Below are 16,127 nucleotides of genomic sequence, written 5' to 3' on the forward strand. Positions count from 1 at the left end.
ATCATTCCAAATAATAATGATAAAGGCGTTACTAGTATTACTAAAATGCTAATAACACGCCCATAAAAAGACCCCATCAACCAATACTGACGGGGTCTTTTTTTTAAAACTATCTTTCAATCATTTAACCGTTACTACAATAGTAACCGCTTAGATTTTACCAACCAAATCAAGACTTGGTTTTAACGTTGCTTGACCCGCTTCCCATGCTGCTGGACACACTTCGCCGTCATTTTCGCGCACATATTGTGCCGCTTTAACTTTACGCAGCATGTCTTTTGCGCTACGACCAATGCCGCCTGCATGAATTTCAGCCACTTGGATAAAGCCATCTGGATCAACTAAGAACGTGCCGCGCTCAGCCAAGCCTGCTTCTTCAATCATCACGTTAAAGCCGCGAGTGATACGACCAGTCGGATCGCCAATCATTGGGTATTGTACTTTACCAATGGCGTCTGAAGAGTCATGCCATGCTTTATGGGTGAAATGAGTGTCGGTTGATACTGAGTATACTTCTACGCCCAGACCTTTTAGCTCGTCATAGTGAGCTGCCATGTCCTCTAACTCAGTTGGGCAAACAAAGGTAAAATCAGCTGGGTAAAATAGGAAGATTGCCCAATTACCTTTTACGTCGTCAGAAGTGATGGTTTTAAATTCACCGTTAACAAATGCTTGTGCTGAAAATTCTGGGATTTCTTGATTGATAATAGACGCCATGAGAGGCTCCTTTATTGTTGGTTAATGGTCTTCATTTATTTAATCATTCGAACCATTTATATGAAAGTTCGCTGACTAAATAACTTACCTGACAAACTATACGTGAATTCTATGGCTAATCCAGTTAAAAGTTTTTAATATGATGTTTTGTTTTATCAAACTTGTTAAACTGTTCTAACCAGTATTTCTCATCATACAACGAGACTGATTGTCTATATCAGCCAAATATAAATCACTTTTAACACGCTCATTTACTGCTGATAAGTTTGTTAAAACCCTAATAAAAAAGAGCCCTTATGATTACCTTACGTCAACTTGAATTTGCCTTAGCGGTCGCTAAACATCGCCATTTTAAACGCGCTGCTGAAGACTGTAATATCTCGCAATCGGCGCTTAGTTTGGGTATCGCTGAGTTAGAAAAGCAATTAGATACGCAGATTTTTGAGCGTAATAATAAGCAAGTGCTTATCACTCCGATTGGCGAAGATATTCTAGTACGCGCACAGCGGGTATTTTCTGAAATTAATGATTTAACGACTCGTGCCCATAGCCATCAGTTACCGCTTGCTTATCCAATGACGGTCGGGATTATTCCAACGATTGCGCCTTATTTATTACCCAAAGTGCTACCTGCGCTTAGACAACATTATCCAGAATTTCGCATGACCATCGTTGAGCAACAAACGGAACGCTTGCTCGAACAAGTACGCTATGGTCATATTGATACGGCAATTATTGCGCTGCCTTATGCGGTAGACGGGCTTCATAGTTTTGAGTTTTGGAGCGAAGATTTTTTTGCCGTTTTTCCACAAGACGACGTTCACGCTACGCTCAAAACCATCAATTCGGATGAGTTGGCAACGGCTAATTTAATGCTGCTCGGTGAAGGGCATTGCTTAACTGACCAAACGTTATCAGTCTGTCATTTTGACCGCGAGCAGATGAAATCAAGCTTTTCGGATGCCAGTTTAAATACGTTAATTCAGATGGCATTGGCAAATATGGGCACGACCTTAGTGCCAGAAATGGCGCTTGATCAGTTGCATTTGCAAAACCAAAATGCGGTGGCGGTACCATTGGCGGAAAAAGGACCCCATCGCCATATTGCCTTTGTCACCCGTCTTAATTATGCGCGAGTTGATGATGTAAATCTGCTGGGTAAAGTCTTTACACAAGCACTGGAAGATGCGGCTAACACTTAGGCTAATATTGTTAATTTAAGAAGGTTAATGTAATCCTATTTATTTAATCTTCTTAATCTAGCTTGCCAGACTTACCTGCCAGCATATCATGCCAATGGCGATAGTCTGGCATGGCGCTAGCCACGGTTTGCCAAAATGCGCGGCTATGATTGGCATGATGCAAATGACACAGTTCATGAACAATCACGTATTCGGTGCACTCAATAGGATAAGCCGGAAGATAAACGGACAGCCAGATACGGCGCGCTCGCGTGTTACAACTGCCCCAACGTGTATGCATTTTTTTAATGCGTATCTCATTTGAATAAGCGCCGACAATCGGTTGCCACTTAGCAAATAAAGTGGGCGTCACTATTGAGAGTTGTTGCCGATAATAGGCAATTTTTTCATGTGGATTGAGCGTATGCGCTTGCATCTCACCCCACAATAAAACAGGCTTATTGACAGATTCAAACGCAGAATGTTGTGTGCGCTGATATTGCGCCAAGACTTGGGCGTGATGAGCCAACGCCCAAGATACTCGTGTGCTAATCGCTTGCGCCAGTTGAACAGTGCTAATCGTCATGGGTGCTGAGACGATGAGCTGATAAGGCTTAAGGCGAAAATTAATATTTTTAATGCGCTTTTGGGTCACGTGCAAGGTAATATTAGCTTGGGCAAGCTGTTGCACGGTACTATTTAATAATGGATGGTTTAATAATGCATGGCTATACCCTTGCGGCGTCATACTTTATACCCTACGCCATTATTCATAATTACAGCGCTTGTAAATGATTGTCAAAAGACATCATATGTAGATGACTGTTTTTAACAATGCGTTCGATATACGCGTCATTATCCACTAAGTCTAACGTTGGCAAATCATCAACACATAAAGTAGTCAGCTGACCATGCCCATCACTAATGATAAACCCACCGTGCATGACATTATCAGCTTTATTATTATGGCTGCTGAGCACCGACGCCCCTGCACAATCTGGCAAGCTTATATCGCTTATTATCTGGCGCGTGTTTAAGTCATAAATAACCGCACAGCCGCCAAATGGCGAGGTGGCACAGAGCAAATTATGCTCGCTATCCACCGCGACACTGGCAATATAATGATGAAAACGTTGCCATTGATTATCCGGCATAAGTAAAGGTTTAAGAGCATTTTCACCACGCTGATGAGTCAGCACTAACGGCACATTAATATGCTTTTCACCTTGGAATTGAATACCTATCATGACCATACCATTAGGATGCACAGCTAAATGACGCACGCTCATTTGATTGTGTTCAGGCATAATTTGTTCTAATAGCGTGCCATCATGACGATTCAGATAAACCAATGAGGGTCGCATGGTGTCTAAGTTTAATTCCTCACGCGAGGCTTTTTCCGTTTTAATACCACCGTTGGCAATAATAAGGGTTTCGCCATCAGGATGCATAATAAGCTCATGCGGTCCAATACCATGCGCGTCAAATTCTGCTATTTTTTGATAGCCTTTATTCACCTCATAAATACCAATTTTACCCACTAAATGAACAGTATCATTTTCAGTGACATACAGCAGCGTACCGTCTAAGCTATAGCAAGCATGACCGTAAAAATGACTGTCTATCGCGGCTTTGATAGCCTGTTGTACTTGTCCGGTCGCGGCATTTAATACCCAAAAGCTTTCGCTTGGGCGTCGACCCATCACGACGACGTCGATGTGGTTGCGGTAAGTGTGGTGTTTTAAACAGTTCGCAAGCGGTTGCACGACGATATCATGGACGCGCTCAGGCATGGTGGTCTGCCAAACCATTTGGCAATCAGCATCAATACCAACGACGCCAAAATTATTCTCATCATTAACATCGCCATCGTCTTTATTCTGAGTTAATTTTCCAGCTTGCGGCATGGATGCGACACCACTTACCCAGCATACTGGACGCGGATGCATGGTTGTAATGTGCGCTGTCGCAGTCTTTTGCGTACGATATTGTTGACAGATATCAGTGAGGATCTGAATGCCTAATCCTACTAGCCCTTCGGCATAGTCTTGTAATCGTGCTTGATGCTGCGTCTGCCTGCGATAGTAATGGTGGACACCAACCAAGGATACCGTGCCAAGCGCCGTCAATGCGGCGGTGGTCAGTACTTCATAAATAGGAGACTTCGCCATGGTATAACCACCTTTATTCACTTTACGCGCTGGGCACGGATGTCGACATTTTTTCAGGGCACTACCTTAATAATTAGCTGCTTAATCATTTAATCGCCATCATTACTATTAAAGCCCACACGAATACCCAATGTCGGTACTAACTGACGCTTCATCAAACGCGTGATGGTGGTTAAATGGTCATACAGTTTTTGTTGCGTGGCTTTATCAGCAGTCGCTAAATCCTCTGGCATTTGCGCCAATAATGTGGTGGTATCTGCCAATGCTGTCGCTAATTCATTACCCACTTTACTGTCCTTATTGCTAGCAAGTATGGCGGTCAATACGGGATCTGTCAGGGTTTTATTAAGCGCAGCTACTTTAGCAGTAATGATGGCACGGCTTTGCCCCGCAGTTACGGCGGGCAGATGACCTTTCGCTTTGCCAGTTAGTCCAAGCGGCTGATCTATAGCGTTGGTCTTCATAGTTTCCAACATCGACAATAAAGAGTTAAACCATTGGTTCAGTCCTTTATTGCTATCAGCCGTTTTATCAATCGCCAATAGTTCTGTCGCATTGTCCTGCCAATTTTTCTCGATATCTTTTAGGCGCGTATTTAAGGCAGCACTGGCGCTTATCACGTACGCGCACTGCCCTGCGTCTAAGCTGTCATTGGCGTATAACACTTCTTCTAAACCAGGCACGCCTTGTACCACGGCGCTTTCATTTGCCAATTGAGTTGGCGTTAATTTAGGGTTGGCAGCAATCAAATCCGCCACGCCACTATGAATCATACCGCGTTCATCTGGATAGTAGTTGATATATAGATTACTCATGCTCGCTGTGGCAGGACCAAAGTTAACCATTTCAGCACTTGACCACGCTTGCGCCAATACTAACCACTGATCGCGTAACGCTTGCAATTCAACACCGCTGACCGGCGCTTTTTGACAGTGTTTCTGTGCCAACTCATGAAGCATCGCGCTTTGTTTTGCCGTGTCTGCATATGCTGGAATGACAATGTCGTTTGCCACGTGTGTGAGATACGCTTTTTGGGTGTCAGCGCTAATCTTTACAGGCGTAATAGCGACAGTTTGCTCAGGATTATTACTGTCAGTCGTGGCGTTAGTATCAGCTTTTGCGGCAACAGTATCTTGAGCAACTTTTTGGCTATCAGTATCCGCAGCTTTATTATCATCAGCAGGTTTAACGCAGCTAATTAGCAGTCCAGCACTGAGTGCCGATAATGCCATTGCTAAGACATGATTTTTTTTCATAAGTCTCTCGGTATTGGTTCGATATTTATATCAAGTGGTCAATAAGGTGGATAACCTTATCCGTATATTTAACACATAATCAGGGCAACTATTAATGAGCGTTTACTGCTGAACGTTTATAAATACATACTATAAAGATTGTAAAAAAGCAGTCAGCTCAGCACGACCTTTCTTGTCTAACTGTAATACTTGTTCGCGCTGTTTAGCGGCTTCCCCGCCATGCCACAGTACCGCTTCCATCAAGGTGCGCGCGCGACCATCATGCAAGAATGTCGCCTGTGCATCTACGGTTTGCGCCAAGCCAATACCCCACAATGCAGGCGTTCGCCATTCATAAGAATTGGCTAAAAACTCAACTTGCACATTTTTTGGCGGTAACTTGCCCGCAATGGTGCGATCCGCTAAATCATCGCCCATATCATGCAGTAATAAATCAGTATAAGGATAAATCACCTGTCCATGCTGCTCAAGATTATCATCTTTCGTTTTGGGCAATTGATATCTTGGCGTATGACAGCTCTGACAACCCATATCATAAAAGCGCTTTTTACCGGCTAGGACTAATTTATCATCAGCATGGCGTCTGTGTGGTACAGCGAGATTACGCGTATAAAATTCTACGAACTTAGCAACATCATCACTGACCTCAACCGCTGGTTTACCATTACCTTGTTCATCAGCACCAGGAGTTGCCTTTAGACATGCCGTTTGCGCAGGCATACAAGATTCATGCGGACGAATACTTGAGGTCAGCCCCATATCTTCATTAAAGGCACTTTGGTTCTGAGTCAAGAGTTTGGTTTGTCCTGCTTTCCAACCAAAACGACCTAGTCCAACTTTACCTGTTTGTGGATCCATGGCGAGGTTAAATTTACCACGAATCAGGTTGCCACTATTATCCGCCTTTTTATGATTATTAACGGCTTGTTTTTTAATATCGTCGTCAGGAATTTGGTCTAATAACCCCAGTCCAATCATCGGCAACGCAATACGTGGCGATATCATCAGTTCATCATCAAATGCACCATAGCCGGGGTTAGTCAAATGAAAGGTTGGTGCGCGTAAAGTCTCAATATGACCATCGGCAAAAGTGACCGGCTTATCTGTCCACTGGATTTTGATACGTGCTTCAGCAGGAACGCCTTGAATACCGCGATCTTGTAGCTGACCACCATAGATAGGATGCACGACTTTTTCGATTAGTGAATTCTGTAATTGTTGACGCTGCGCATCAGTCGTCGCTGGCATAGCAAGACGAATTAATAAACTGTCAGCATCGGAATCGCTTGTCATTGGCGCATGACCGCGACCATCTTTGATATGGCACGATTGACAAGCCGCCACATTAAATAACGCGCCCAGTCCATCACGACTATCGGTACTGGCAGGCGCAATCACCCACGGCTGTTTAAAAAAAGCATTGCCAATAAAAAAGTTGCCTTTGCGTGACGCAGTCAAATTTGACGACGGCATCGAGTAACTCTCGCTACTGGTAATCTTAATACCCGTATCACCGCCTTGCTTAATCTCTTGTGGGTCAAAGGTCGCCAGCTGCTGCATCGGCACGCCCGCTAGCGCTTCAATCGTTTGCGTACGCTCGGCGGTTAGCGCCTGATTTTGACTGTCAGCATCTTGTGATTGACAAGCACTGAGCGACAGTACGCATAAAACGCTGAGCGCCAGTTTTGATGATAATTTACTGAATATTAAGGAAGAACAAAAAGTGGTGGAGCGCATGACGGTCATAGTATGCATAAAAAGATTACCTTAGTTCTCATATAGAACTATTAAAATCGCGTATGACAAAGTGATTTACTTTTAGTCGATAGGCTAAGCACTAGGCAATCACTCTATCAGGCTATTTTAATACGGTATAAAAAACACGCTGCCAACCGCAATTGACAGCGTGTATATTATACCTACATTATTCCGATATGAAAAACGTTCTCATTATCTTATAGCGACTTATCAGGCACTCAAAGCAGAAAAAATGTATCTATTTATATCCTAAAACAGGAATAAGACGCTGCGCCTAAAACTGTGAGCCAGAATCAGCATCTAAATTATCAATACCTAAGGCGCTTGCAGCGTTTTCAATGCCAGTAGTGAGCTCTTTTAACCCATTAATGGCATTTTCAATCCAACCACGACGTACGTTTTGTTCTTCTGCGCTAATGCCTTGTTTGCTCGCTTGCCCAACCGTCGCAATCATTTGATCCACTTTAATATTCTCATTTTCACCTTTATCAACGATGACATTAAAGGCGTCTTCTACAGTCTTAAAGTCAGCGGTCAGCTTATCCGCAGCGTCTTTATGATTGGTGTCAATCAGATACTGTTTAATACCGTAGCCACCAATGGTTTTGCCCTCTACTGTTTTATAGCTACCATTAAAGACGTTTTGAATACCAAGCGCATTATTAGCATAGCTCAGATGCGTCAAGTCACTAAAGCACTCATGCTCATCTTCGGTTGAGCCGGTAACAAATGCCACCTGCATACGCTGAGATGCAAGCTCACCCAACGCTAAGCTGCCCATTTGATACAAAATTTGGCGCAGACCATTCGTGTCTTTACGCGCCATCATATCGCTACGTAAGGTGTTTTCGCTATCTGGCTGCCACTGGGCTTGCATCGCGGTTAAGTCATCAACCAATAGCTGCGTTGCCGCTTTTAGATACTGACCTCGACGCTCGCAAATGCTGACATCTTTATTAATTGTATCACCGCTGGTACACTGTCCATCAGTCGTTAGGTAGTCGCTAAAAGGACGATTGCCTGCACCTTCGCCCACGCCATTGGTATCCTGACCCCATAATAAAAACTCAATGGCGTGATAGCCGGTAGTGACGTTGGCTTCACTACCGCCAATTTCATTCATTTTGGCTAATATCTCAGGGGTAATCGTTTTGGTATCTTGCTTCAAGCTACCAACGGTAATGCTGTCACTATTAATGATGTTTTCTTTACTATTATATTCGCCCTCATAGCCGTCACTGACATAATCAATGAGCGCCTCATCGAGTGGCCATGCATTGAGCTGCGGTTCCCAGCCATCGATGCTGCCGATTGCGCGCTTGTCATTCGCGGTGACAAAACCTTCATCAAAACGAAACACCTCTGTTTGGGAATACGGTAGCCGCGCTGCCTTATAAGCTGCTTTTGCCGCATCAAGATTAGTTTGCGTTGGCGTAGCGACATACGTATTGACCGCGGTTTGGAGCACTTTCGCAGTGTCTAACGAATCCTGATAAGCTGCCTGCACCATATCTGAATAACTGAGAATCAATCGATCAATATTAGCTTGCTCAGCGGCGGACGTTTTAGTCTTATTACCTGATTGAGCAGTTTCTGCTTGCGTATCCGTCGCAGCGGTCTCTTCATTATTTTGTTTGCTACAACCTGTCACCATCAGCATCGCGGCAAGAGCAGCCGCTAAAGTAGTTGGTAAAATCTTACGGCTCGTCACTGTAGTGCTGGTCATACGCATCCTTGATGGGCTTTATTGAATTAAGAGAATAAGAAAAGGGTGAATATAAAAGGAGTATTCAGAACACCGTAAATTATAATGTTATTGATAACGATTATCAAACTTAAATTAATAATGATCTATGTAACGCATGACTTAAAGCACCATCAAAAATGTCGATAAATACTGCTAAATTAATAATTAATAAAATTCGCGCATAAAAAAAGGTCAGCTTAATGCTGACCTTTTTTAAACTTCAAGCTAAAAACCTAATCATTTTTAAATACTGGCCCGTTGATTAACGAACGCTGTTTGGTGCGTTAACTGTCACTTCAACACGACGGTTTTGCTGACGACCGTATTCATTGCTGTTATCAGCGATTGGACGTGTTTGACCATAAGCAACCACATTAATGCGATTAGAAGACACACCGCGATTAACCAGATAGTTTCTTACTGAATTGGCACGGTCACGTGACAAGTTCATATTATAAGAAGGATTACCCACACTGTCTGTATGACCAGCAATAGTGATGGTATTTTGGTTATACTCGTTCATGGTTGAAGCAAGCTTATCAAGCGTTGGCATAAACGAGGTGCTAAGCGTAGCATTATCAAATGAGAAAGTAATATTACCCGGCATAACCAAGTCGATATTACCGTTAGCATTTGGCTTCACGATTACACCAGTACCCGCCATTTGCTGCTGAAGCTGTTTAGCTTGACGCTCCATGTAGTAACCAACACCAGCACCAAGTACACCACCAATTGCAGCATCACGACCCGTTTTATCACCACCAGTCGCTTTAGAAATAGCTGCCCCACCCGCTGCACCAGCTAGAGCTCCGATAGCAGATTTGTTAAGGCGTTGTTGTCCAGTACTTGGATCTGTCGCACAACCAGTTATTGCTACACATGATACAACGGCTAAAGCTATCATTTTATTACGCATAATATTTTCCTCTCAAAATGTATGTTGAATGTCTATCTAAATAACTGCTTTTTAAAAAGCTTATTAGGTGTTTTTCACGATCGTTATTATTATCGCAATCCTAACCTATCTCTGTGTAATATTTTGTCACATCTATGTATAAGATGTGCGTGATACCTTACGCCTTCTACCTATCATCCCGTTATCTGCTTGGCAATCGTTGCGTCAATAAAGTCACCATACCTAAATTCTACTTGGAGACTGCTATTACCAGTCACGTTACAGTCGTACACTGCGCTTGATTTCTGCTAAAATTGTACAGGTTTATTTCTAGTCATCACATTATTACAAAAGAAGTCCTAAGATAAAATAATAACAGACGTTCTCGGCTTAAGGCATGACGATTCAAATTTCAATGAGATACGGTTGAGTGCTGTCGTTTTGGACTGACATGACTTGGACTGATATCAATAGAAGGATTTAACATGAGACTGGCTTCTTCCATTCAAAAACTTCATCAGCGTGCGCCTAAATTAGGCAAAGCGGTTTCATTAGCGACAGCTACTGGGGTCATCGCGGCTAATAGTGTTGCTGCTGGTCTACCGGTATGGCTGATGGGTGCGGCGAAAGTCATTACGGGTTCGCAAGTTGCAGACGATACGGTGATTAAAGTCACTAACTATTGGATTCATAGTAATAATGCTTTGATTAATAATATTTTACCGCAAAAAGACTGGCGTATTAGCTTGCCTGACGACGTGCATATAGATGGTAAATACTTACTGATTAGCAACCACCAATCTTGGGTGGATACCAGTATCATGCAATATATCAGTGAAAATCGATTGCCGTTAACGCGATTTTTCACTAAGTTTGAGCTGATTTATATTCCTGTGATTGGGCAAGCGTTTTATTTTTTAGATTTCCCGATGATGCGCCGTCACTCAAAAGAAGCCATCGCTAAAAACCCAGCATTAAAAGGTAAGGATATCGAAGAAGCCAAGCGCGCTTGTGCGTTACTCAAAAATAAACCCTTTACCTTACTGAATTATCTAGAAGGCACACGCTTTACGAAAGCAAAACAAGAGAAGCAGCAGTCGCCGTATCAGCATTTGCTCAAACCACGAGCGGGCGGCTTATCGCTAGCGATTAATGCCTTAGGTGCAGAGATTGATGGTATTTTGGACATGACGATTGTTTATCCAGACGGCGTGCCGACATACAGTGACTTATGGAAAGGCAATATCAAGCGTTTAGGCGTTGATGTCCGTTATATTGAAATGCCTGCGCCTTTATTTGCTGCTATTGAAGATGGCAGTTATGAAAATAACGAAGACATTAAGGCGCAAACATTTGATTGGCTTGACCATGCTTGGCAGCAAAAAGACAAACGTATTGAGCAAATGCTGGCTGATTTTGAGGCTAATCCCGCCGATAAAAACGCTTAATTGTTCAGTGAGAAGTACTGATTTTTAAAGAGCTTTTCAAGTCGCTATTTTTTTGCAGACTCTTTGCACAGCTTTGTTCAACACCACAGATAACAGCAGTGATGTTAGCACCAAATAATGCTAACATCGCTTTTTATGTTTGTTCATTTATAATGGCGGTTATTGCCTACCCTACAGCATTTTGTATCTCTCATATTAGCCTCTGCATTTTACATTAACATAAGGTATGACTGTGTCCGCCTCTTCTGCTGTCAATCCACCTTTAGACCCAAAGCCATTACCGAATCACTCAAATAAGCAAATGCCAAACTCACCGCGCCCGCCACACTCAAAGCCCAGTCGCTTAAAGTTGACCTATGATATCGTGATGGTTATCGCCATCAGTATTGATTTATTATTCATCAGTATCGATGCTATTTTAATGAGTAATCTTAGTAGTAGCGCGGCTAGCTGGTTAACACTCAGCGATACACTAAACTGGTATCGAACGGTTTTACATGAACCATTGCGTACGGCTGGCGGATTTTTTACCCTCTTTCTAATCGTAGAGTTACTATTACGCTGGGCTATTGCGATTAAAGAGCAGGTTTATTATCGCTGGTTTTTCTTCCCCTTTGTGCATTGGTATGAAGTGTTGGGCTGTTTTCCGCAGCTACGTGCGCTGCGTCTATTTCGAGTCGTTATTATCGGTCGACGCTTACACCAGCTTGGCTACCAAGTGCTACCGCAGCCATGGCTGACCCGTATTAAATTTTATATCAATTTAGTATTAGAAGAGCTGTCTGACCGCGTTATTTTGACCACCATTGATAGCTATCGTCAGCAATTAACCGACCCTAAAATGCAAAAGTCTTTGATTGATTCTACATTTACGCGTAATCGGAATGAGATTGAGGCGACGCTGCTGTCCTTGCTGCGCCAAGAGCTTGCGCCAAAATTACAACAGCTGAACAGTCACTCAGAAAACGGCAAAATGCTCGCCAGCGATATCGGCAATGCCGTTCAAAATGCGTTGTCTAATACGCCAGAGCTGCACGGCTTGCTGCGCTTAATTCCAATAGCGGGTAAACTGATTGAAGCGCAAGTACTAGATATCGGTCATAATATTGGTGAGAATGTCGTCAATGCGCTCAATGAATGCTTGCTCGACCCTGAACGTATAGATGCGCTCATGGTAGCAATTGCACAGGGCGTTGCCCAAATTGATACCAATAATACGGCACTGGAAACTCTCATCGCCCGTATATTTTCTGAGAGTTTGTCAGAATTTGAATCAAACTTAAAGATACAACAATGGAAGCATGAAGACTTGCTTAACTTTTAAGGACTGACATTATGACAATTTCGGATACAGACCACCAACCATCATCCACAACGTCTGAACCTGCTATGACTTTTTATGGCAAGATGCTGACCTTTTCACGCTTGCAAATCACGACTGACGACCTAACTGCCATTGATGCGCAGCTTGCAAGTATGCTCACTAATAAGACCAGTGATATTCCTGTCGTTATTGATAGTGATATCGAGCAGGACTTACCTGCTTTGGTAGATTTATTATGGTCATGGGGATTACAGCCGATTGGCGTGGTCAATGGACTGCTGGAGCCGCAAGCACGCGCGCAACGCTTGGCAATATTCCCTGCTGATGGCAAGCGTATTGAACGTATCTTACCCAGTAAAAAACCCGCGACCCAGATAAGCCAAGCACCTGCTCCTGCTAGCCCTGAAGTGCCGCTTGATAATAGCGCTGAGCCTTTAAACGTCAATAATACTCCTGATGCAACCGCGACTCTGACAGAAACCTTAGTCAGTGGCGAGCATATTACTAGCCTCATTTACGACCAAATGCTACGCTCAGGTCAAAGCCTCAATCATGTCGGTGGCGATTTAATCATTGCTAACAGTGTCAATAGTGGCGCTGAAGCCATTACCGATAATAATCTCCATGTCTACGGGCGCGCGCAAGGGCGCTTGGTTGCAGGCGCGACAGGCGACAAAGACGCTCGTATCTTCTGCCAAATATTTAACCCGTCATTAGTATCCGTGGCTGGTACTTACTGCTTACGTGATAACTTACCCGCAGAGGTGATTGATAAACCGGTACAGGTGAGTTTCGTAGAAGGTCAAGGACTGGTCTTTAGAGTCATTGATAATACATAGAAGATAATACATAGAATAACGTCGTTATCTGCTGCTAAAACATAGCAAAAAAGAGCTTGCTTATAAGCAGCACGAGAACCTAATAGTTATTTAAGTCGTTTGTTGCCGTTTCCTACTGACAAGCTATAAATTTTTGATTATATATGCTAGGCTTACACTCAACTATAGTAGTTATTTTATAAGCAAATATGCTGTTATTTTAACAGACATCCCATTGATTGATAGGAGCGTGCCATTGTGGCAAAGATTGTTGTAATCACTTCAGGTAAAGGCGGTGTGGGCAAAACCACAACCAGCGCCTCTTTTGCTGCCGGTTTGGCATTGCGTGGCTATAAGACAGTGGTTATCGATTTTGATGTGGGCTTGCGTAATCTAGATTTGATTATGGGCTGTGAAAATCGTATCGTTTATGACTTCGTCGATGTCATCAGTGGTAATGCCCGCTTGTCTCAAGCTTTGGTGAAAGACAAGCAGCTGGAGAATTTATTTATTCTACCTGCGAGCCAAACCCGTGATAAAGATGCACTCACTGATAAAGGCGTGGCGGAAGTGATGGAAGAGCTGTCTAAAGAGTTCGACTATATCATTTGTGACTCTCCTGCGGGTATTGAGCGTGGTGCACAGCTTGCCATGTACCATGCTGACGAAGCCATTATTGTCACTAACCCTGAAATTTCTTCTGTCCGTGACTCTGATCGCATCATCGGCATCTTGCAAAGCCAGACCAAAAAGGTTGCTGAAAATAAAGGTTCGGTACGTGAGCATTTAATCATTACTCGTTACAATGCAGAACGTGCCGCAGCCAATGAGATGATGAGCATTGAAACCATCTCTAATGACATCTTAAAAGTGCCATTATTGGGCGTCATTCCTGAGAGTCATTCTGTACTTGAAGCCTCGAACCATGGTGAGCCAGTCATTCATTATACCGACTCTGTTGCTGGTCAATGTTATGACGATATCGTCGCCCGCTTCTTAGGGGAAGAACGACCATTACGTCATATTGAAGTGAAGAAGAAGAGTTTCTTACAGCGCTGGTTTGGGGGTTAAGGATGAGCAAGAAAAAAGGGTTTTGGAGTAACTTATTTGGCGCAGATGATGCTAACGCTGCGGGTAGTGCCAATATGGCAACTGAACGCCTAAAGGTTATCGTTGCCACTGAAAATCGTTTAAACAATCGTCTGACCGCTGATCGTATCGAAAAAATGAAACGTGAAATACTTGAAGTGGTTAATAAATACGTGAACGGTGTACAGATTGATGATGTGAATATTAACCATCGTCACGAAGATACTCTTGATGTACTTGAAATGAATATCAGCTTGCCTGAACATAAGAAATAAGTTCAGTAAGCATCATTTTAATGTCATAAAAAAAGCCCTAAGTCTCATACTTAGGGCTTTTTTATGACTTATGTTTTATGGTTTATGATTGTCACTATCAACCATTGTCGTTATCAATCTTTTATACGACTTAACTCATATTTGGCATGACTCACTATTTTATACGACCAATTAAATTGTCTTTTTTGATAAACTGATGATAGAGCGCAGCACCAATATGCAGTCCGGTAAAGACGATAATCATGGGCCAAAGTATATCAGCATGCACATCATTATAAAAACGTGCCATGCTACGAACGGGTGTCACAAAGACAGGGATTTCGAACAAGCCGAACATATCAACAGGTCGACCACCATAGACCGACATTAATAAACCCGTGACTGGCATCGCAATCAATAGCGCGTATAAAATAAAATGGGTCAACTGCGAGACGATAATTTGAAATTTCGGCATAGGTAATGCTGGTGGTGCTTTGGTAAATACCCGATTAATCACCCGTGCCAGCATCCAAAATAAGACACTCATACCAAAGGCTTTATGCAGACCAATATATATCTTACTGTCCGTATAGCCATATACCAGCATGAGTAGCCACGTCACGAGTAATAACAACACACTAATCCAGTGAAATATCCGGCTACTGGCTGACCACTTCTGCACGCTTACGTTACCGTTATTCATAAACAACCTTATCCATCACGCTTATCTGAACATTCTGCTTCTATGAACGTTCTATTGTATCTGATGCCATACGCTTTAATAAAATTTTTATAAACAAATTGTTTCCGCTACTATTTTTTCATTATTACTTATCAACGATAAAAATTTTTATATTAACTGTCTAAATCAACCAGTTGATGAGCAATTTTATCCAAATCAGGCACGATATAAATGATGTCATCAATAACAATCGTTTGGAATAAATAGGATAACACGACATTTTCTCTAAAGTGTTCTTCAACAATAGTAACATTATCACTATCACTATCAGGCTCTACGCCGTGACTGCTCGGCTGATATAGATTAACGCCGTCATCTTTAACTTTATTATCATCACTATTACTGATAGCCACGTTGACATAACGCTCAGGCAACTCTGCGTCTTTAACATCAGAGATACGCACCTTAAGCTCTCGTAGCTCACCTACTGTCTGTAACGCCAGTCGATGCACTATCGTATTGCCTTCGAGCACAATCAGTTTGTCCGGAGTTTGAGCACGGGGTAACAGATGAAAGACGGCAACTTCCTGCTGCTGCCATAAATAAGTCCAAATACGCTCATCATAAGGTTCCACGCTAAGAATCAAGCTGCTAGGAATGACCCAATCAGGCTGATTCATGGCTGGGACGATGGTCACATCAAGCATGCCATTTTCAGCAGTTAGCAGACTGACTGCTTCAAACGTATGTTTACGAATTTGGTTCATAGGTCGCTCATCATAGAGTA

At 42.9% G+C, this 16,127-nt stretch carries 15 protein-coding genes; 6 read left to right on the forward strand and 9 right to left on the reverse strand.

All coding sequences use genetic code 11. The annotated features are described in order from the left end of the window. Positions 1-150: 150 nt before the first annotated feature. Positions 151-717: an alkyl hydroperoxide reductase subunit C gene (ahpC, locus tag AOC03_RS04490; protein WP_062533787.1), complete on the reverse strand. Its 567-nt coding sequence runs from the start codon at positions 715-717 to the stop codon at positions 151-153. A 296-nt stretch (positions 718-1,013) separates the two neighbouring features. On the opposite strand from ahpC, the gene AOC03_RS04495 reads away from it, so the two are divergent. Then, the gene (locus AOC03_RS04495) at positions 1,014-1,919 is read left to right on the forward strand and encodes a hydrogen peroxide-inducible genes activator (protein ID WP_062533788.1); all 906 of its coding nucleotides are present in this window, start codon (positions 1,014-1,016) and stop codon (positions 1,917-1,919) included. A 52-nt stretch (positions 1,920-1,971) separates the two neighbouring features. Here the strand turns inward: AOC03_RS04495 and AOC03_RS04500 are convergent, their stop codons facing one another. The 6 genes from AOC03_RS04500 to AOC03_RS04525 form a co-directional block, all read right to left on the reverse strand. Next, positions 1,972-2,646, reverse strand: coding sequence for a M48 family metallopeptidase (locus AOC03_RS04500; RefSeq protein WP_062533789.1), 675 nt, complete (start codon positions 2,644-2,646; stop codon positions 1,972-1,974). Positions 2,647-2,674: 28 nt separating this feature from the next. Further along, positions 2,675-4,069: a DUF1513 domain-containing protein gene (locus tag AOC03_RS04505; protein ID WP_062533790.1), complete on the reverse strand. Its 1,395-nt coding sequence runs from the start codon at positions 4,067-4,069 to the stop codon at positions 2,675-2,677. An 89-nt stretch (positions 4,070-4,158) separates the two neighbouring features. Continuing rightward, positions 4,159-5,325, reverse strand: a complete 1,167-nt coding sequence (locus AOC03_RS04510; protein ID WP_062533791.1) for an imelysin family protein — start codon at positions 5,323-5,325, stop codon at positions 4,159-4,161. Between the two features lie 129 nt (positions 5,326-5,454). Continuing rightward, positions 5,455-7,071 carry a di-heme oxidoredictase family protein gene (locus AOC03_RS04515; protein ID WP_420480452.1) on the reverse strand — a complete coding sequence of 539 codons (1,617 nt, stop codon included), beginning with the start codon at positions 7,069-7,071 and terminating at the stop codon, positions 5,455-5,457. Between the two features lie 286 nt (positions 7,072-7,357). Further along, complete coding sequence (locus AOC03_RS04520; protein ID WP_062533792.1) at positions 7,358-8,809, reverse strand: imelysin family protein; 1,452 nt, start codon at positions 8,807-8,809, stop codon at positions 7,358-7,360. Between the two features lie 283 nt (positions 8,810-9,092). Beyond that, entirely contained in the window at positions 9,093-9,746 is a 654-nt protein-coding gene (locus AOC03_RS04525) for an OmpA family protein (RefSeq protein WP_062533793.1), read from the reverse strand. A gap of 464 nt (positions 9,747-10,210) precedes the next feature. Between AOC03_RS04525 and AOC03_RS04530 the strand changes: the two genes are divergently transcribed. From AOC03_RS04530 to minE, 5 genes are all read left to right on the forward strand, one after another. Continuing rightward, positions 10,211-11,173, forward strand: a complete 963-nt coding sequence (locus tag AOC03_RS04530; protein ID WP_062533794.1) for an acyltransferase — start codon at positions 10,211-10,213, stop codon at positions 11,171-11,173. Between the two features lie 232 nt (positions 11,174-11,405). Beyond that, a complete protein-coding gene (locus tag AOC03_RS04535) occupies positions 11,406-12,497 on the forward strand; it encodes an RES family NAD+ phosphorylase (protein ID WP_062533795.1) in 1,092 nt (363 codons plus the stop codon). A gap of 11 nt (positions 12,498-12,508) precedes the next feature. Continuing rightward, positions 12,509-13,336: a septum site-determining protein MinC gene (minC, locus tag AOC03_RS04540; RefSeq protein WP_062533796.1), complete on the forward strand. Its 828-nt coding sequence runs from the start codon at positions 12,509-12,511 to the stop codon at positions 13,334-13,336. Positions 13,337-13,573: 237 nt separating this feature from the next. Further along, on the forward strand, positions 13,574-14,386 hold the full coding sequence (minD, locus tag AOC03_RS04545; protein ID WP_062533797.1) for a septum site-determining protein MinD: 813 nt from the start codon (positions 13,574-13,576) through the stop codon (positions 14,384-14,386). A gap of 2 nt (positions 14,387-14,388) precedes the next feature. Next, positions 14,389-14,679, forward strand: a complete 291-nt coding sequence (gene minE, locus AOC03_RS04550; protein WP_062533798.1) for a cell division topological specificity factor MinE — start codon at positions 14,389-14,391, stop codon at positions 14,677-14,679. 154 nt (positions 14,680-14,833) lie between these two features. On the opposite strand, the gene AOC03_RS04555 is transcribed toward minE, so the two are convergent. Both AOC03_RS04555 and AOC03_RS04560 read right to left on the reverse strand, forming a co-directional pair. Next, positions 14,834-15,361 carry a cytochrome b gene (locus AOC03_RS04555; RefSeq protein WP_062533799.1) on the reverse strand — a complete coding sequence of 176 codons (528 nt, stop codon included), beginning with the start codon at positions 15,359-15,361 and terminating at the stop codon, positions 14,834-14,836. Between the two features lie 152 nt (positions 15,362-15,513). Next, positions 15,514-16,107: a hypothetical protein gene (locus tag AOC03_RS04560; RefSeq protein WP_062533800.1), complete on the reverse strand. Its 594-nt coding sequence runs from the start codon at positions 16,105-16,107 to the stop codon at positions 15,514-15,516. Positions 16,108-16,127: the final 20 nt, after the last annotated feature.

It is taken from the genome of Psychrobacter urativorans (assembly GCF_001298525.1).
GTDB lineage: Bacteria > Pseudomonadota > Gammaproteobacteria > Pseudomonadales > Moraxellaceae > Psychrobacter > Psychrobacter urativorans_A.